Source organism: Sphingobacterium sp. JUb20 (assembly GCF_004342035.1).
GTDB lineage: Bacteria > Bacteroidota > Bacteroidia > Sphingobacteriales > Sphingobacteriaceae > Sphingobacterium > Sphingobacterium anhuiense.
In genome coordinates this window covers 1-18,233 of record NZ_SLYV01000021.1, presented here as the reverse complement: position 1 = coordinate 18,233, position 18,233 = coordinate 1, and the positions used below count along the sequence as shown (strand labels likewise).

Sequence of the window (18,233 nt, the reverse complement as noted above, 5' to 3'; positions counted from 1 at the left end):
GTTATCTATATTTTCAAATTCAACAATGCGGTAGATAGTATTGGTAACGATCATGGTGCATGATGAATACTGTTTTAAAAGCCCGAGATAGACAATCTGTGTACATCTTTTCAAAATCTACTGATCGCTTTATCTTTTGACTGTGCAATTATGGTTTTGATGTCGGTTATAATTGTTTGGTTTACGAGCATAGTATTGAAACTTCTAAACGTTTATCAAATATACAAATAAAAGAAATTTCTGCCACCATCAATACCAGATAACTTCATTGTAATTCCATATCCAGCTCATTCTTTGATGTTGAAAAAGTAATAGAATCCTTTGATTCTTTAACGGTAACTACTTCTGGAAATAGCTGTACCAAGCCCTCTCCTTTAAATGTCTGTAAATAGGCAATACCTTGAAGGGAATACCAGTCTTTGTCTAAGGGAAGCAGCTTCAATGCTGTCTTTTTGCCAATAAAGATCCTGCTAACAGTTTCTTAACCTGATCTTTGTCGAGGAAATCAAAATAACGAAAGAGCGTGGCTTGACGGTCTATAAATACCTGATCCTCCCCTGCTTCATTCATCGCTTTGAATAGCAGGGGTACAAATTCGGTCAATCGCGATGTGGCTATAAACTCGGCAGTAGCATTGTCCATGGTATAGATACCGGTATTGCGTTCTATAATCAAGCTTGCTTTGACTTTGTTCTTAATAACTGATCCATCGATATCTCCACCTACCGCTTCTGCTTGTATATGTTTAATTTCATTGAGCAATACAGGAGTAACGATAGCGGTGATCATAAACGATTGGCGTTCCCTTGCCCGAAATCTCATTAATATTGACGCTGAAGCCTATAACCGCATCTGCCCTATAGCTACGGGCATTTTGCTTTAAAGACTCCACTACGCTCTTATATAACTCTTGTAATTTGTTTTCATAATTGCGGGACCGCCCAACGAAGATATCTACCAAGCTAGGTCATATTTCACTCAAAGCATTGGCTACAATAACAGCTGTTGCTGATATGGGATTTTTGTGGTGATCGGTTTGATTAAAAAATACGGGAAGCCGTAAGGAAGGTATTAAACGTATAAAGCCATTCTTGACAGAATGGCTTTATACGTTTATTTTATATGATCTATTTAATTTACGTGTTACATTTTTAATCTTTTTATAACACGTAATTACCACGTGTTACATTTTTAATCTTTTTATAACACGTAAAACACAAAATGCTATTCCTATATCAATTTATGAAGATGAGCTGCTTTGTTTAAAAAATCATATAGCTCTATATTTATATAAAAATTTTCTTTTCCAATTTTCTGTAAATAAACCAATTTGAGCGCTACCAATTGATCCAAATAACGAGAAGCCGTCTGACGGGAAATACCGAGATCCTCAACAAAAAACTCAATTTTAGTATAAGGATGCTTAAATAAGTTATTTATTAAATCTTGAGAATAAATTTTTGGGAGCTCACTTCGAATTTTATTTTTATAAAACTGCATTATTTCTTTGATTCCTTTAACAATTTCAATTGTTTGCACGGAGGTCTTTTCAACAGCATCTAACATAAACATAATCCACTTTTCCCATTCACCAGAGTCTCTTGTATATTGCAATAACTCATAGTATTGAGCCTTGTTCTGATTTATATATCTACTTAAATATAAAATAGGTAGACTTAAAAGATTTTCCTTAACCAAATATAGAATATTTATTATACGACCTGTCCGACCATTACCATCATAAAATGGATGAATGCTTTCGAACTGATGATGAATAATAGCCATTTTCACCAATGCATCTAAATCTGATTGTTCATCATTATTGATAAACTTCTCAAGGTTTGACATTAAATCTTCAATTTCAATAAAAGTCTGAGGTGGGGTATAAATGACTTCATCAGTTTGATCGTTTTTTAAAGAGGTGCCCGGTAGTTTCCTAAAACCAGATCTCGTTTCCTCCAATATAGCTTGAATGGCAATAATATTATTAGAAGTTATTAGCCCTTTATTAATAACTAATTCGTAACCACTTTTTAAAGCTGTCGCATAATTAAAAACTTCTTTAGCTGCATGACTAGCAAAATTATCAGTAATTGCGTCACTGCTAAAAAGTTCATCTTGCGTAGTTATAATGTTTTCAATGGCAGAACTATCTTTTGCTTCTTGTAACGCGAGTGTATTAATAATAATTTGTTGATTAGGAATGGTCTCGGAGACTCCATTCAGTTCTGCTAAAGCTTTATGAGCAGAAACTAATTTTTTTAAAACTATTTTTGTTTCGAGATCTACACTTAACGGTAAATTTGGGATAGTATAATTACTCATTACGTATTAATTAATAAAAGTCTTAAATCTAGTTCTGTATCAAAAAATAAATTTAATACACGACGAGTACAACAACATCATAGTTAGCTATATTACAATCGTATAGAATACTCCTTAAAGCCACCAGCTGACACAAACTTAGTAAATATTTACGACACCATAATATACAATAGATAGATACTGGATCCTTTACTTTATTAATAATAAGATGCTTCTATGTAGTTTTTACAGTTTGTTTTCATAACTGCGGGAGCGCCCACCGAAGAATCCCGAAGGGATCTGCGAAGCAAACTAAACAAAGCTGGCTCCTGATTGCACTCAAAGCATTGGCTCCAATAACAGCTGTTGCTGAAATGGGATTTGTGTGGTGATCGTTTTGATTAAAAAATATGGGAAGCCGTAAGGAAGGGATAAAACGTATAAAGCCATTCTTGGCAGAATGGCTTTATTTGTTATTTTATACTTTTGGCTTAAAGAATTTTTACAGCATAATGCTGTAATATAGATAATTAATGTTTTTTTTATTATCTTTGTGATAGTATGAAAAAACAAGAAATTAAAAAGCAAGTGATTATAACTTCAGTATCTCAAATGATTGCTGATAAGGAAGCTGTGCGTTCATACATGAAAGGTAAAACAACACTTCAAGAACTGGATAAGAAAGGTATCAAGTTTGCAAAACCATTATAATTACGTTTTCGATAATATTACAAATACGTATAACTTTGTAACAAGAAATTCTATTTTATACAGGGTTGCGTTTGTGGTGGATGAAACTTTTTCAGCAATATCTGGAGAGACCATTCCCAACATGTTCCAATTAGTTGTGGAAAAAGCAACTGAAACTCTTGAATCTTACGATGCTAAAGTTTCTAAGACAATAGAAGACATTGTCGAAAAATTTTTCCAAGCGGTTGAAAATTCGTTAATATATATCTGTTCTGATGATGACAAAAAATCCAAATTGCGTCATGACATCTTTGATAGATGGTACAAAAATTCTCCATATCATCATGCTATAATAAAACTTGACAATATAATTAGTTTCAATTTAGGGGACCAAGAAACCCAAAAACTTTATACATCGATGATGTTTCATAGAGATAATAGCAATTCTAAAAAGATAATCCATATTTATACTCAGATATCAAGTGCATTGCTTGATGAAAAATAATTTTTCATCGAAGACTTACAGGATTTTTCAATCTATCAATAACCAGTAAATCAATACAATACAAGAATGTTCATTATTCATAATCGGATATACACAACATTTTAATGTCCCTCCGGCACCATAATATTTGCATTGTTAAAACACCAATCTATTCCTCAGGGACTGCATCTAAATTGCTATTACATCGGCCCGATTGTAATAACAATCAAATAAAGAACCATTAATTTTGTAGTACGTTATATTAAAAACACTATTATCATCAAATAATTATAAAATAAGAATTTAAAATATTTTTAAATTTTCAGAAATGCCTTCATATACCACTGTTACAAAATGATATTTAAGTTTATTTTTTTATAAAAATTTTGCACAATCAATATTTGTAATTAAATTTAGTCTATAAAATAACTAGCCATATTTTATTTTTGAGCCAATTTCATAATTATACATATTGACAGCGAACTGTTACTTAATCTTTCGAAAAAACAAATAGATAATTATTGTTTTTAATATAAAAAAAACAATAGTTAAACTTAAAATCTCCACTCATAACTTAATGTTTTCTGGGAATTACAATACTATTAACCAATTTTTGAGGAACTAATTCAAGTGTTTTCATTAAAAAAATAACCAACAACTAAAACTACAAATTATGAAAAAAATCAACTTAACCTTGATTACGCTACTTTTTTATGGCATGGCTTGGGGGCAATCAACCCCTCCATTATTGAGCGATGAAAAAATTAATGTAACCACAAATGATGGGACACCAAAAGAATCCCCTTCCGACACTGAAAAAACTAAAGAGGAAGATTTAAAAAAACTAATTCAAAAAATCCTAAATGATAATACGGATTCTAACACAGCAATTGGAAGTGTAATACTTAAAATAAAAACAATAGTTTATGACAAGGAATTAGCTTCCAAGATTGAAGAAAAAGACAAGTTAAAAAGTAATGAAGTCAACAATATTTTTCAAAACCTATACCTCAAATTAATAAGAAAGGAAGAAATTGACAAAAAAAACTATCAATTATTAACTATAAAAGTTAAAAGTGACTCTGATAATATGGGTTATGATGCTCCGATTATAAAGATCGATAGTGCAAAGTTTGATATTCAAGAAGGAATGTTAGAATTTATTAAAGTCTATCTTAGCGATGGAACCACTTACACAAATAAAGCTGCCCCTATAGCTCTTGTACACCTTGAAAAAAGAGGTAATGACAGACTTTTTAACGCTGACGGAGATAAATTCATCTTGTTAAAAAATGTTGTGGTATTTGAGTCTAACAAAAGATTTGGATATCTACCGGATAATAAAACATTCAGTCTAGACAATCAGGATGACAAAACTCCAGGAACACTCATTCTCAACAAAAACAGCGACATTAATTCTCTAGTTAACTTTACTGCTTATTCAGATTTACTGGGGTTGTTAGGAAATGAACCTAATGCGCTAGTGAACTTCGAAGCAAATGCTAAGTTTTATTTACATCGATTAAACTATCCAAATAAGTTTTTATACATATTCCCAACATTTCAACCGCATTTTCATTACAACAGAATAGATAGCAAATTTGACACTATTGTGATTAGTGATAATAATGTGAATCCAACTGAGATCTTCAGAAGGCACAATTTTGCAGTTGGATTTGACCTGACGGTACTTAGATGGGACTGGAAACCTGCAAACTCGTTTGAATTAAAGGCTGGTTACTTATATACTTCAAGCAAAGTTCATATAGATGAAAAAAAGACAAATGCTATAAACCATATAAAATACTTTGAAGCGAATCTTAAATCTAAAGTGATAGACAATTTTGGAATTGATCTTAACGCAAAATATATGTGGCAAAAACTGAATGACAATGAATATTTTGATAGCTCTAAAGAAGAAATGTTAGCTTTACGAGGTGGAATTTATTATGCATCACCAAAGGCTAAAGGAGACGATAAGATATTTTTGAGATTTACTAATTATCTAGTTTGGGGTGATAGAAAAAAAGATTTTTCTCAAATACAAATAGGTTTTACAAAATCACTTAAGTTTTAAGGTTATCCTTATAGAGATACTTTCAATTAGAATATGTTAAAACGATGGCTGTTCGAAAAAATATCCATCGTTTTAACATATTAATTCTCCTGTACGGTAGTACTGATTGTTTTGAAGTTCAACTATTCTCCTTCCATCCCATATTAAAAAACAAGAAAAAAGTATTAAATTCTTTTATTGATCTAATACAAAACCTGACCTTCTCAAAAAGAATTAGGATGAAGAAACAGAAAAATAAAATATCACTTTTATTTCTTTATGTTTTTTAAATTATCCTACGATGCCCTGTACAATATCTTCACTCTAAAAGTACCTGTAGAGGTAGGTAAAGTGGAACCCGTAATTCCGATTGTATTGAGTATATCTGGAAATATAGATGCAGAAGATATACTATCTTTAACAGTAGCAATTCCGCTCCTATATACCAATGTACCAATATCCAAATTTGCAATGACGGCATTGGCATTATTATTATTACCTATTCGAAGACCACAACCTGTCACATCTCCTATTTTGTCAATAATTTGAATATGAAAAATATTACCTCCAAATTTCAAAATATCCATATCAACCCACTGATGCAAAATTATAGTTTCATTTGCAGTATATAATGGAGATATCCATTCTCTAAGTTCATTTGAAGACTGTAAACCTTTTGTCTCATATTTCTTAAAAAATGAGAAATAATTTCTTCCTCCCATAGTTCTTAAATATCCTGAATTATTAGAATATGCTCCAGCCAAAGAAAATAATGAGGCCTGATCAGTCATATTCTCATAATTATTTTCTATTCTATTGTCAACACACATTAAAGGATCTTCAACGGGTAAATGCCAAACATACATGCTCATGTTGTTACTCCATAAGGTATTATTTTCTATTGTAGTATTTCGCATTCTTCCCCAAGTGATTATACCATATTTAATTCCATCAGATGGTGTTACATCATCACCATTATTAACAAGATAATTATTACTTACACTGGCTCCATTTACTCCAAAATTTTTTGCTAAACAAATTGGCGCACCTACTCGTTCTATGTAATTATTATTTACTTCTAACCCATTGACACCGCCATCTCTCGCAGAATCTGCTGTGCTGGCCACAAAAACACCTTTCTGACAATATTCAATAGTGTTCCATTTTATGGAAACACCTTGCCCCCTACCAAAAATAATAGCCCCCCCCTTTAATCCGCCAGTAACTACGTTTCTATGAATTTGAACACCATTCATCTGATTTAAACAACTAATCGCCCATGAATTATTTCCACTAGCATCGATGTAGCAATCCGAAATTATTCCTCTCCATGAAAAATTAGCATCTATCGTCCTAACTTCATCACCATTACTACGGATCCTACAATTAAAAATCCTCCAATTAATACACCCGTTGATATCTATACATCCTGCTCCAAGGTTTGTAATAATAAGATCTTGTAATTCCACATAAGATATTCTTGGAGATATAAATTGTTCATTGCTAGTTACACCATTTCCTATAACTATTGTAATATTTATTCCATCTCCAATAATTCCTCCATTCACATTACCGATGGCTTGACTATACTTACAGTCGCCTTTAAGCGTCTGTCTTTCCTTTATCCGTAAAGTTGTAACCTTGTACCCTACAGTTGGGGTCGGAAAATATATAGTGTTTACCATAGTGTTAATACAATTTTGGATGCTGATTGTATCATCAGCAACACCGTCTCCTTTAGCTCCAAAACACTTTACATTCAACTCAGAGTCAATTGCATAATAAAGCTTTACACCACCACCGACTGAAATTATGTTACCTCCATTATCTGCTTGTGCTATATTGGTTAGATAATAATATTTAGGAGTAACAATATCGCCTATTTCGTAATATCCCAATAGCTCCACTCCAGCATATGTTGGGTTTGAGCCTTGCAATGATGCGATTTCACTTGCAGATAAGTTACGCATATCTGCTATCGTGTTCTTAATTAAAAATTGATTTGCCATATTTTATGTTTTTTAAATTTGTACAATAAAAGTATAGCTAACCCTACGGGAATCTAAGAAGAATAGGTGTTATCTAAGCGGTAAACGAGATCTACCGAAAAGTTGGTCATCTTGTATATCCCAGCATGTTATACTACGGTATAAAACAGAAAAAGCCGTGTTCTTTCGAACACAGCTTGGACTCCTGACTCTATATTGACGAATTAATTTGCTTGCTGACCACTGTTTCTATCTGCTTGTAATTTTGCATTTAGGTGTGTCTTTAAAGCATTAGTAAGTGGAGAAGTACTGTTATACTTAAGTTTTAATTCTGTTGTCATTGCTATCCCAAGATTAAGCATGGACTTTACCTCATTGAGAAGTGTTTGTGTAGTAGTAGGGTCTACAGCATCGCTAGTGGAAATACCAATTATGTCGGACAATGTAATTAAAGATGAATCCGGCAGATTGATATTAGATACTGCAGCTGCCTGTCTAACTCTATACACTCCAATCAGTACTAATCTTTTATCCGACAAGGCTAAAAACTCCAATTTTAACCTCCCACTCAGCGATATATTTGTAATATCAGCAGTATCTAGGACAACATTTGTTCCTGCCGTAACTGAATATGTACCACCATTACTTAATGATGCATTGATATGTATTTCAAATCTTTGCCCGGGAACTATCTTTGTATTAATTGCATTATCAATACTTAAAATGTAGTTATTATTGGTGTTTATCGTCAGATTATATCTTGCAGTTCCCGTTATCAAAGTTGATATATCAATTGTATTGTTTGCGTTACTTAGGAGGGTACCGTCAATATAATCTGTGATATAAAATGGACTTTTTACAACCTCACTTGCTGTATAATTACGCATTTTCCTATTACCCATTTCATACGTACTGCTTAAATTATATCTGTTGATGCCGGTATAAAAATCATTTGTAGTTGATGAATTTCTATACAAAGGTCGTTCGGTATCATTTCCTAATTTTTCCAAATTTATTTGAAATTGATTCGATCTAGAAAGCTGAACTGTAAACAAAGGTTTGTTGTATATCATGTAATCAGCATTGTAAACAATCTTTGTTCCTATAAATCGGAACTCTCCGGTTATCGTACTTGCAATAGAACCTCTCCAATTTAACTCTGCTGTTGTTGTAGTATGTCCTTGTATCATATAACCAGACACTAAGGTGAAAAAACAATTTAAACCGGCATAGATATGCACTCCGTCGATGGCTTCTGTATATATACTATCAAATAACCAGTTGCAATTTGCTTCTGTTAATATTCCAGCACATAATTTACTTGAATCGATTAGTTCAAGATTATCAAGAATATTTTGAGGTATAACAACTGCGGAAGGAATGTTCCATTCTTCAGTTGCAATTCTTACTCTTAAATCTTCTATAATGCTTGACACAAAAGTATTAGAAGTAAAGGAGGATCCTCCAATATTTCGTCTTTGATAAATACCAATCCTCACACTTTCTATCATCAAACCTGTGAACGTACATCCATTAACTGGCCCTATCTCTCCATCCATAAAGATACCAATACCACATCGTCTAATTTTTATATCATAATAATTCTCTCGCCAACACTTCCCCATAATGATACCAAAACCTTGAGTAAATCCTACGATAGCAATTTTTCTTAAACCCCATGAGGAAGAATCTATTTTAATACCAAATGCGTTATCACTAGAATTACCTTCAATAGCAATATTTTCTATCAAACCGCCAACATCTCTAGTGATATTATCATTACTACAAGTGAAACCTGAAGCTCCGTCCTTAATTCTGATCGTAGAGGCATTTTTATTTATTGTTGGTGCACCAGTTACATATTGCACACCTTGAGCACATGGATTAGCTCCGGTCCCAATTAAGGTTGTATTAGGAGGTAATGTAATATTGCCGACCAGATATTTACTTCCTGTTGGAGAAACTTTCACGTATGATTTGCCCTTGGACTTTTGAAGTGCCTTTACAAATGACAAAGTATCATCATTAATATTATCTCCTTTTGCACCGTAATAACGAACATCAATACCATCTCTAAACTCATGCTCCAATTTAATTCCCCGCACTTCAACCACGCTTCCTCCATCGTCGGGATCTGTTGATGTGCTCAAATAATAAATAATCGGAGCTGGTGTATCGCCCTTTTCATAATATCCTAATAGTTCTATTCCAGCATGAGTTGGGTTTGTACCTTCCAATGATGCGATTTCACTTACAGATAACTCTCGCATATCTGCCATCGTGTTCTTAATTAAAAGTTCATTTGCCATATTTTATGTTTTTTAAATTTGTACAACAAAAGTATAGCTAACAGTGGGGAGATCTAAGAAGAATAGCTGCTATCTAAGCGGTAAACAAGATCTACCGAAAAGTCGTTCATCATGAATATTCCAACATAGATAATTATAGTAAAAAAAGCCACATCTAACGACATGGCTTCTACTTAATATATGGATTAGACTTGACTACTTATAAGAATTGATCGATTGGGATACTTTCCAGTTACCGCCGTCATTCACTAAAGTCACGAGATCTGTTTTGGTAAAACCTTCAAATTGCATCGTTACTTTGGCTATCATATAGTCCGCTGACTCCTGTACGATGGTGGTACTTGTTTTACAGTTTAACTGTTCACCTTTTTGCTTTTTCAAGAAGGAAATAACTTCTGAACGGCTATTGGTTTTATCTTCTGATGCCTGTACTTTTTGGCTAAAATCTGCTGTAAACAACTGCTCTACTCCTGCCGATTGTCCTTCTGTCATAACCGCAACGTAATGGTCAATGGCGAGATCTGCTGTAGATAAATTGACCACCGCTTTTTTAGGGTTCGATAAATCTGGTTTGCCTGCTGCCATAGTGAAAGTAGAGACTGCGATCAAGGCTGCTGCTGCGAATGTTTTTGCTAAAGTTTTCATAATGTCTTTATTTTATAGTTTGTTAGTTCTTATTTGTTGATTCAAAAGTAGGATGTAATTCGTCCTTACCCTATGGCAATTAGACTAAACCAACTAAAAACTCGGTGAACGAAGGAAATAGATAGGTGAAGTTGTAACCTATCATTTCTTTTGTTAAATTGGAAAGGATTACCAAACTAATAACGAGTTAAAATATGCGGCCAATGATTCAACCTGAAGATTTGATAAATCAGCGATTTGACAAAGCTTGGTTCAACTGGGATTGTTGTTAATCATTTAATTTTATGGATGATTTTCTTTTTCCTTTGATTTTATTTGTCATCTTCATAGGTATACCAATTGTCGTGGGATTATTGATATATACAATTCCTAAAAAACTGGGATATCCAAGGTTTGCAAGATATCTGCTACTTACCTATGGTATTATTTTCCTATTATTTACATGTTATCTATTTTTTAGTGATTATTTTTTCACAAAATCTGATGCGCTCAAACTAGTTGAAGAACAAGGGATAACATTAGTAGATGAATTTAAGATCAGTAACAATAACTCATCGTTTGCAATTGGTGAGAGTTATGAAACATTTACGCTTAAAATCTCTAATTTTGATAAACAAAAAGCTATTTCGAAAATTATAAATTCCAAAAACTTCCATTCGACCGAAGATTCTAATCACATTGAATCTTATAATTCATTAAATCAGTATTGGGGCTCCAAAATTATACAGAATTATGAAACCGAAGATGCTTATGTTAGGGAGTATTTTAAACCCAGTGGACAAAATAATTATGCCCCTACTTTTAGAAAAATTACGATAAGCAAACTAAAAAATGAATTAATATATGAGGATATAGACGAATAGAATCATTCTGTAAAAAACGTCTAATACTATTTAATTATATTTTTATTCAATCGAGTTTGACACCTTTGTTTATAAGCGGAAAGACATTTTGCCATGATCATGGCAAACAAAATGGACTATAATAAATATTTACAGCTTTGTTAGCTTTACCAATTTTAATACTATGTAAACTCTCTTTTCTTCTCTCTGTCAACACCTAAAAGCAATTTGTACTGTGTCCAACTCAATTGTGCACGCAGTGCGTGCACAATTGGAAATGTCCGATAAAGCTGACGATACAAGTTGATTTGTTTTATTGAAAAACCAGTTTCAAATTCGGGTTGTAATTTTTCCAAAGATATTTGTTACGTTAAGTACCATAATAACTACTTCTTGAAATAGCTTTACCAAGACCTCTCCTTTCCATGTTTGTCGATAGGCAATATCTTGAATGGAATACCAATCTTTGTTTAAGCTAATTACTTTCAATGTTGCCTTTTTTGCCAATAAAGATCCTGCTAACAGTTTCTCCACCTGATTGTAACCGATAAGATTGGAACTGCTGATCGCTTTGCTAATGATCTTAAACTGCGCACCGGTTAAATCATCCGACAGCAAATGTCCATAGAGTATGGTTATAGCTCCAGTTTTCTTGTAACGTGCCCATCCTTATTCAATTTCAAAAGATAAATAATAAAACTATGAAACCGTAAAACTGGATAACTTTAAAGAGTAATAATTAAAAGCAAAAGTGGCTAAAGTTTGCACTCGAAGCGCTTTTGCTTTGATATATTATTGCGTGTAATTCGTTATTTATTTGGTAGTCCCGATTTTTCAACCAGTTCAACATTAAGACCGCCTTCTTTGGCATTTGGATTTCCTCTTCCAGTTTCTATTAAATTTTTCAAACTACCTTGAATATAATTTGCCCAAGAATCATTACAAATTTCGAAACACTCATCTAGTGGTGTTAAACCTTCGTGGGTAAAAGTCACTTTTGTTTGCTCTCCATCTTTAGAAAGATCAAAAATCAATTTGGTATTTACCCATTCCGTTTTATCTTTTATGAAGTTAAATTCATTATCCGTAACCAGATAAACTAATTTGACATTTGGGATTTCTTCTACCAGTTTTAATTTACACAAATGGATGTCTTTGTAATGATATAAAAATGCTTCTCCAAGCTTTTCTGTATTCCCTTCTATTTCTTCTGACCACCAAGCTCTAAAATTTTTAATAGCTTTAAAGGTAGTTGAGGCGTCTTTGTCAACTTTAAAAGTTGAGGTGTAATTGTTGTTTTCCATTTCTTGTATTTTTAAAGTTTTATTGACAGTTGTACTTTTTGAGTTAAAGGATAATAATACTAAAGTTATAATAAATGAAATTGATGTTTTCATGTTCTTTTTAATTTTACAAGATTATTTTTTCAGTTCGCTGCTTGGTTGATACAAAGATAATTTCCATATTAAACTAATAGAGGGTGTTAATTAGACATTTTAAAGGGTTGATTTAGACATTATTAAAAGTTATTTTTGTTTCAAATAATTTATTATGAAGCAATTGAGTATTTTAATTCCTGATGACCAAACTAGTATGAGTACCATTGCCTGTATAATTGGTACCTATCAAATGTTTATCACTGCCAATTCGTATTACGAAAAATTGGATAAGCAATCCGTATTTAAGGTCGATTTGGTAAGTGCTACAGATGAAAAATTGCTCAAAAATGAATTTTTGACTATAAAATCAAATCTCACTATAACTAAATGTCCAAAAAATGACCTGATTATTATTCCTGCAACTTTAATTCGTAACTATGAAACCGCTACAAAAAACAACAAATTATTAATTGACTGGATACAAGTGCAATACAAACAAGGTGCAGAAATTGCAAGTATGTGTGCGGGAAGTTTTATGTTGGCATCTGCTGGTTTACTTACTGGCAGGGTTTGTTCTACTCATTGGGCATTGGCTGAAAGTTTTAAAGAACTTTTCCCGAATGTTAATTTACAGACTGATAAATTAATTACGGATGAAAATGGAATTTATACTAATGGTGGTGCTTATTCTTTTTTGCATTTGCTACTATATTTGGTCGAAAAATTTTATGACCGGCAAACAGCTATTTATTGTGCAAAATATTTTCAGATAGATTTAGATAGAAATCAACAATCTGAATTTTTAATTTTTAACGGACATAAAAATCACATTGATGAAGTAGTTCTTGAAGCACAACTTTATATGGAAGCAAATTATCAAGATAAAATTTCCATTGAAGATCTATCTGTAAAATTTGGATTGAGCAGAAGAAACTTTGACCGAAGATTTATAAAGGCAACCGGTTTAAGACCGTTTGATTATTTACAACGACTAAAAGTGGAAGCCGCGAAAAAATATTTTGAAAATTCTCGAAAATCTGTCAACGAAGTAATGTATGACGTTGGTTACAATGATACTAAAGCATTTCGAGAAGTTTTTTATCGTATTACAGGTATAGCACCAACTGACTACAAAGAAAAATATAATAGTGGAAATTGATTGTTTTTAAGTTTTATCAATAGATTAGTTTATATTTATGTCGTTATACAAGTTATCAACTACTTTTTCAAAAATTTCTCCTGTTTTATCAAAGCTGGTATTTGTCAATATAGATATCCCTATATTTTGTTTAGGATAAATCACAAACCAATTTTGCATTCCGTATATACCTCCGTGATGTCTATAAATTAATTTATTATCATTTTCTATGATGTACCAATGATATCCTTCCCAAAAATCAGAACCCTCTTTGTATAATTTTTTATGGGATTCGTTTACAATAGGATTTGACTCGTCTAGTTGCAATTTCATATATTTCACTAAATCCGTAAAGGATCGGTTTGATTAAAAAATACGGGAAGCCTTAAGGAGGGGATAAAACCTATAAAGCCATTCTGTCAAGAATGGCTTTATAGGTTTTATATGATCTATTTGATTTATTTCAGTTTTTCAATCTCGTCGATGGTAAGGCCTGTCGCCTCAGCAATTTGCTCTATCGATAAACCCATCGTTTTCAGTTTCAAAGCTGTCTCAATAACTTTTTTATACTCGACGACATTCACTAAAGTATGAAATGTGATGAATAATAAAACTTTAGATAAAGTTCTATGTCAGTTAATATTCAAAAATCTTTTAAAGAAAGGTATAAGAAATAGATTTAAAGCAGTCGGATCATAGATAAAGCCATGCCCGCCTGATTCTACCATCTCTAAATGCCACCCTTGTGCAATTACACTTTTCTCAGAATAATATCTTTGTATGTTATCTTTTGGAAATACATTATCATCAATTGCGTTGACAGAGTATAGAGATCTTGAAGCATCTATTTTTTTCCAATCTATGGCATCTACTTTTAATTCGCAATTGCCTGAAAATGTAAAGAAAGATTTAAATGGTGTCTTTGATTGGCTCGCAAACCAAAACGTCGCTGTTCCTCCGTTAGACATACCACCCAGATATATGTCCTGTTCCACTAAAGGATATTTTCCTTTTATTTCATCTACGATATCAAGGATTTGATAAAAGGCCTCCTTCTGATTAACCCAACCATAAGTTTTTTTACCAAAGGGGTAAATAACAATAAATCCTAAACTATCTGCAACTTTGAATATTGGTTCGCTGGAAATTGATGATTCTTGATATGAAAATTCAGGTGTAGTAACAACTCCTCCATGCAAAAACACAATGGTCTTTAGGTTTTTAATATTGATTGATTTTTTAGGCAAAAAAACCAAATAAGGAACTTTATAAGTTCCTGAATCATTCCAATAGAGCGAAAAACCAATGCTAAGTGAATCATTATTGTGTTTTACATTTTCCCCATTTCTCTCAATCATTTGGAACCATTGCTTATCTTTGAGGGCTTTATCACTTTTTTGGTTATTCAGTTTTTCAGAAATCTGAGCTAAAGATGCTTGATAGTGAGGTTGATCTTTGAGTCCAGGAAAATCGCTAGCATTATTAAAATATTCATATTCACCATTGCTTAACCCCAGCCCTAATTCAACTCCTTTACTGAACCAATTTAATGCCAATTGGATACTATCTAATTTATAGGCAGCAACCATAGCATTTGCGTAATCATATTTACCAATCGAGTCATGCTGCTTAAAAGCTTGGCTAAAATCACGCAGTGCTGACACATATTCATGCGAGGTCAATTTAGTCGATGCACTTTGCATTAATTGTGAATAGGTCATCCCATCCAGCGGTACCGATTTCTTATTGTTTACTTGCGACAAACAGCAGTAAAAAACCAAGTTTAATGCTAACATTAATATGTTGGGGTTAGTACATAATATCATGAACAATTTAGTTGTTAAATCTATTAGAAAATATTATCAGAGTTTAATGCTAATATATATTATTTTTAGAATTTATTTACCTGTAAGAATTGATCGATTGGGATACTTTCCAGTTACCACCGTCATTGACTAAAGTCACGAGATCGCTTTTGGTAAAACCTTCAAACTGCATCGTTACTTTGGCGATCATATAGTCTGCTGACTCCTGTACGATGGTAGTACTTGTTTTACAGTTTAACTGCTCTCCTTTTTGCTTTTTCAAGAAGCTGATAACTTCTGAACGGCTATTGGTTTTATCTTCTGATGCCTTTACTTTTTGACTGAAGTCTGATGTAAACAACTGCTCTACTCCTGCCGATTGACCTTCTGTCATAACCGCAACGTAATGATCAATGGCCAAATCTGCTGTAGATAAATTAACTACAGCTTTTTTAGGGTTTGCTACTTCTGGATTGCCTGCTGCCATAGTGAAAGTAGATACTGCGATCAAGGCTGCTTCTGCGAATGTTTTTGCTAAAGTTTTTTATCTAGGTAATTTGTTATTTAAAGGTGATAAGGCTATCATGAGTATAAATTCTGGCAACTAATTACCAATGTACTCATGATGGTTCATAATGTCTTTATTTTATAGTTTGTTAGTTCTTATTTGTTGTTTCAAAAGTAGGATGTAAATCGTCCCTACCCTATGGCAATTAGATTAAACAAACTAAAAACTCGGTAAACGATGTTGATGGATAGGTGAAGTTGTGAGGATCGATTCAAAATGCTAAATTCACAATATTATTAGAGTATCAATAAACGTAGACCATTAAAAACTTTCATTTCTATTAGAAGTACAATTCTTTTAATGTAATTTTAATAGCTAAAATAAAACCTCAATATGATCACATTTGAAACAATCGAACACTTTTACAACAATTTAAGCTCGAATGGAATAAATTGCAATAACAATTTTCTATACACATATTGTTTTATCTCAGATGATAAGATCAACCTTCAAGAATTAAACAAGGAATTAAACAAAAATAATTTCTCATCAATTACGATAGAAGAAAGTGAAGAAGATTATTGGTGGTTAAGTGCTTCCCGGATTGAAAAACATGATGCTCATTCCTTGTTCGAACTCAATAAAATCCTATATGCTCTAGCAGAAAAATATAATGTAGAATATGATGGCTTTGATATAGGAAATCCAGATGGACAAAGTGCTATCGAAAGGGATACTTATACTGTGCCAGAAGAATTCAAAACCGGTGATCTTATAAATAATAACCTTCCTGAATTAGTTATCATAAACACGGCTCTGGAAAGCTTTGCTCATAAGGCTGAGTTTAGATACTTTATCAATTTTACTATTCCGTATATAACGCCCGACGGAACAGGTCTTCCTTCTAATGAAGATCTACAAAATTTACATGACTTTGAGATTTCGATCGAAAATAATCTTCAAAAATCAGGAATAAATAGCTATTATGTACTTCGGACAACTAATAATGGTATAAGAAAATTCTATCTTGCGATTGCTGATAAAGGAAATGCCATTAATATTTTAGAAGCAATGAAACCAAATACAAAAGATTTACATTTTACCTATAACATCACTGAAGATGAAAACTGGTCAATGTACAATGAAATGCTAATCAAGGTTGCTACTGAATAAGTATCAGATACAATGAGATAACCACTGAATAAAATGCCTTAATACTGGGGCATAAAAAATTGAAAGATGATTTTCAAAAAAATAGAGGGCAATGAATTGTATTTATACATCAATGGAAACCTAGTTTATAAACGTTGGATAGATACTGGTCAGTCCAAAGTGTTTGATGTAATGGCTTATGATAAATACTCCCACACAAGTATTGGTGATTTGAAATATGAAAATCAAAATGGCTTAATCATATTAAATGCAATCCTAAGATTAAAATCAACTGAGGAGGGCAGTCGCAAAACTGGTATAATAAGCGGTTATCGTCCAAAACATGTTTTCGAATATACAGCAGATGGAAAAATAGATCAAACATATATAGGCGACATTGTGTTTGAAGATATTAATGAGATACTTCCAGGAGAAGAGAGACGTATCTTTGCAAGATTCTTAATTCACCAACGTATAGAAGAATACTTAACAAAAGGTGCTGTATGGTGGATTCACGAAGGCCAAAACCAAATTGGGGAAGCTGAGATTTTATAATATATATAAGACCTTTAATAATTTGATTTATAATCGAAATTTCGAATTAAACGCCATATGATTAAGAAAATTACAGTTTTAATAACAACCTGGTTAATCTTTATCATAGTTGATTATTTTTATATCCCATATTTCATTCAGCCAATCTCATGGTTATTTTTCTGTTTTACTTTACTTATTTTGTGCAGTTAAACGCCAAGATAAAGGATCTAATGAGAATTAGGCCATTTTGATGTTTAAAAATGGCCTAATTCTCATCATGATTTACAGTGTTAATATATCATTGTAAATAGCAAATTTACTTTCATCAATTTTTAGCAAAAGTATTTCACCACTTTTCTTCAAAAAAATACATTTACTTTTCCGGTGTATTTTCTT

General features: G+C 32.3%; 21 protein-coding genes. 8 read left to right on the top strand and 13 right to left on the bottom strand.

Going from position 1 to position 18,233, the window contains the following annotated elements; all coding sequences use genetic code 11:
• Window positions 1-265 precede the first annotated feature (265 nt).
• The 4 genes from EDF66_RS26190 to EDF66_RS24410 form a co-directional block, all read right to left on the bottom strand.
• On the bottom strand, window positions 266-442 hold the full coding sequence (locus tag EDF66_RS26190) for a hypothetical protein (protein ID WP_165902516.1): 177 nt from the start codon (window positions 440-442) through the stop codon (window positions 266-268).
• A complete protein-coding gene (locus tag EDF66_RS24420; RefSeq protein WP_165902515.1) occupies window positions 439-822 on the bottom strand; it encodes a hypothetical protein in 384 nt (127 codons plus the stop codon). Before EDF66_RS24420 ends, EDF66_RS26190 begins: the two co-directional genes overlap by 4 nt.
• Entirely contained in the window at window positions 752-961 is a 210-nt protein-coding gene (locus EDF66_RS26655; RefSeq protein ID WP_132845765.1) for a heavy metal-binding domain-containing protein, read from the bottom strand. Before EDF66_RS26655 ends, EDF66_RS24420 begins: the two co-directional genes overlap by 71 nt.
• 269 nt (window positions 962-1,230) lie before the next feature.
• Window positions 1,231-2,325 (bottom strand): Fic family protein, encoded by a 1,095-nt coding sequence (locus tag EDF66_RS24410; protein WP_021187895.1) that lies wholly within the window; start codon window positions 2,323-2,325, stop codon window positions 1,231-1,233.
• A 540-nt stretch (window positions 2,326-2,865) separates the two neighbouring features.
• Here EDF66_RS24410 and EDF66_RS26185 point away from each other — a divergent pair.
• The 3 genes from EDF66_RS26185 (at window position 2,866) to EDF66_RS24400 (ending at window position 5,555) form a co-directional block, all read left to right on the top strand.
• Entirely contained in the window at window positions 2,866-3,015 is a 150-nt protein-coding gene (locus EDF66_RS26185; RefSeq protein ID WP_153197979.1) for a hypothetical protein, read from the top strand.
• On the top strand, window positions 2,999-3,499 hold the full coding sequence (locus tag EDF66_RS24405; RefSeq protein WP_132845763.1) for a DUF6169 family protein: 501 nt from the start codon (window positions 2,999-3,001) through the stop codon (window positions 3,497-3,499). The genes EDF66_RS26185 and EDF66_RS24405 overlap by 17 nt, the downstream gene beginning before the upstream one ends.
• A 652-nt stretch (window positions 3,500-4,151) precedes the next feature.
• Entirely contained in the window at window positions 4,152-5,555 is a 1,404-nt protein-coding gene (locus EDF66_RS24400; RefSeq protein WP_132845761.1) for a hypothetical protein, read from the top strand.
• A 275-nt stretch (window positions 5,556-5,830) separates the two neighbouring features.
• Here EDF66_RS24400 and EDF66_RS24395 read toward each other — a convergent pair whose 3' ends face one another.
• The 3 genes from EDF66_RS24395 to EDF66_RS24385 form a co-directional block, all read right to left on the bottom strand.
• Window positions 5,831-7,543 (bottom strand): right-handed parallel beta-helix repeat-containing protein, encoded by a 1,713-nt coding sequence (locus tag EDF66_RS24395; protein WP_132845759.1) that lies wholly within the window; start codon window positions 7,541-7,543, stop codon window positions 5,831-5,833.
• 203 nt (window positions 7,544-7,746) lie between these two features.
• The gene (locus EDF66_RS24390) at window positions 7,747-9,831 is read right to left on the bottom strand and encodes a glycosyl hydrolase family 28-related protein (RefSeq protein ID WP_132845757.1); all 2,085 of its coding nucleotides are present in this window, start codon (window positions 9,829-9,831) and stop codon (window positions 7,747-7,749) included.
• A gap of 195 nt (window positions 9,832-10,026) precedes the next feature.
• Window positions 10,027-10,476, bottom strand: coding sequence for a nuclear transport factor 2 family protein (locus tag EDF66_RS24385; RefSeq protein ID WP_132845756.1), 450 nt, complete (start codon window positions 10,474-10,476; stop codon window positions 10,027-10,029).
• Window positions 10,477-10,670: 194 nt separating this feature from the next.
• On the opposite strand from EDF66_RS24385, the gene EDF66_RS26650 reads away from it, so the two are divergent.
• Both EDF66_RS26650 and EDF66_RS24375 read left to right on the top strand, forming a co-directional pair.
• Window positions 10,671-10,748 (top strand): DUF1963 domain-containing protein, encoded by a 78-nt coding sequence (locus EDF66_RS26650; RefSeq protein WP_132845821.1) that lies wholly within the window; start codon window positions 10,671-10,673, stop codon window positions 10,746-10,748.
• Window positions 10,749-10,760: 12 nt separating this feature from the next.
• Window positions 10,761-11,339, top strand: coding sequence for a hypothetical protein (locus EDF66_RS24375; RefSeq protein ID WP_132845755.1), 579 nt, complete (start codon window positions 10,761-10,763; stop codon window positions 11,337-11,339).
• Window positions 11,340-11,500: 161 nt separating this feature from the next.
• Here the strand turns inward: EDF66_RS24375 and EDF66_RS24370 are convergent, their stop codons facing one another.
• The 3 genes from EDF66_RS24370 to EDF66_RS24360 form a co-directional block, all read right to left on the bottom strand.
• On the bottom strand, window positions 11,501-11,620 hold the full coding sequence (locus EDF66_RS24370) for a hypothetical protein (RefSeq protein WP_243656135.1): 120 nt from the start codon (window positions 11,618-11,620) through the stop codon (window positions 11,501-11,503).
• 28 nt (window positions 11,621-11,648) lie between these two features.
• Complete coding sequence (locus EDF66_RS24365; protein ID WP_132845753.1) at window positions 11,649-11,936, bottom strand: hypothetical protein; 288 nt, start codon at window positions 11,934-11,936, stop codon at window positions 11,649-11,651.
• 191 nt (window positions 11,937-12,127) lie between these two features.
• The gene (locus EDF66_RS24360; RefSeq protein ID WP_243656132.1) at window positions 12,128-12,715 is read right to left on the bottom strand and encodes an SRPBCC domain-containing protein; all 588 of its coding nucleotides are present in this window, start codon (window positions 12,713-12,715) and stop codon (window positions 12,128-12,130) included.
• 154 nt (window positions 12,716-12,869) lie between these two features.
• On the opposite strand from EDF66_RS24360, the gene EDF66_RS24355 reads away from it, so the two are divergent.
• Window positions 12,870-13,856: a GlxA family transcriptional regulator gene (locus tag EDF66_RS24355; protein ID WP_132845752.1), complete on the top strand. Its 987-nt coding sequence runs from the start codon at window positions 12,870-12,872 to the stop codon at window positions 13,854-13,856.
• Between the two features lie 24 nt (window positions 13,857-13,880).
• Here the strand turns inward: EDF66_RS24355 and EDF66_RS24350 are convergent, their stop codons facing one another.
• From EDF66_RS24350 to EDF66_RS24340, 3 genes are all read right to left on the bottom strand, one after another.
• Window positions 13,881-14,168 carry a hypothetical protein gene (locus tag EDF66_RS24350; RefSeq protein ID WP_207898755.1) on the bottom strand — a complete coding sequence of 96 codons (288 nt, stop codon included), beginning with the start codon at window positions 14,166-14,168 and terminating at the stop codon, window positions 13,881-13,883.
• A 299-nt stretch (window positions 14,169-14,467) separates the two neighbouring features.
• Window positions 14,468-15,631 carry a hypothetical protein gene (locus tag EDF66_RS24345; RefSeq protein ID WP_132845750.1) on the bottom strand — a complete coding sequence of 388 codons (1,164 nt, stop codon included), beginning with the start codon at window positions 15,629-15,631 and terminating at the stop codon, window positions 14,468-14,470.
• A 106-nt stretch (window positions 15,632-15,737) separates the two neighbouring features.
• Window positions 15,738-16,127: a nuclear transport factor 2 family protein gene (locus EDF66_RS24340; RefSeq protein ID WP_132845748.1), complete on the bottom strand. Its 390-nt coding sequence runs from the start codon at window positions 16,125-16,127 to the stop codon at window positions 15,738-15,740.
• Between the two features lie 414 nt (window positions 16,128-16,541).
• On the opposite strand from EDF66_RS24340, the gene EDF66_RS24335 reads away from it, so the two are divergent.
• Both EDF66_RS24335 and EDF66_RS24330 read left to right on the top strand, forming a co-directional pair.
• The gene (locus tag EDF66_RS24335; RefSeq protein WP_132845747.1) at window positions 16,542-17,321 is read left to right on the top strand and encodes a DUF695 domain-containing protein; all 780 of its coding nucleotides are present in this window, start codon (window positions 16,542-16,544) and stop codon (window positions 17,319-17,321) included.
• 66 nt (window positions 17,322-17,387) lie between these two features.
• Window positions 17,388-17,855 carry a hypothetical protein gene (locus EDF66_RS24330; protein ID WP_132845745.1) on the top strand — a complete coding sequence of 156 codons (468 nt, stop codon included), beginning with the start codon at window positions 17,388-17,390 and terminating at the stop codon, window positions 17,853-17,855.
• The last annotated feature ends 378 nt before the right edge of the window (window positions 17,856-18,233 follow it).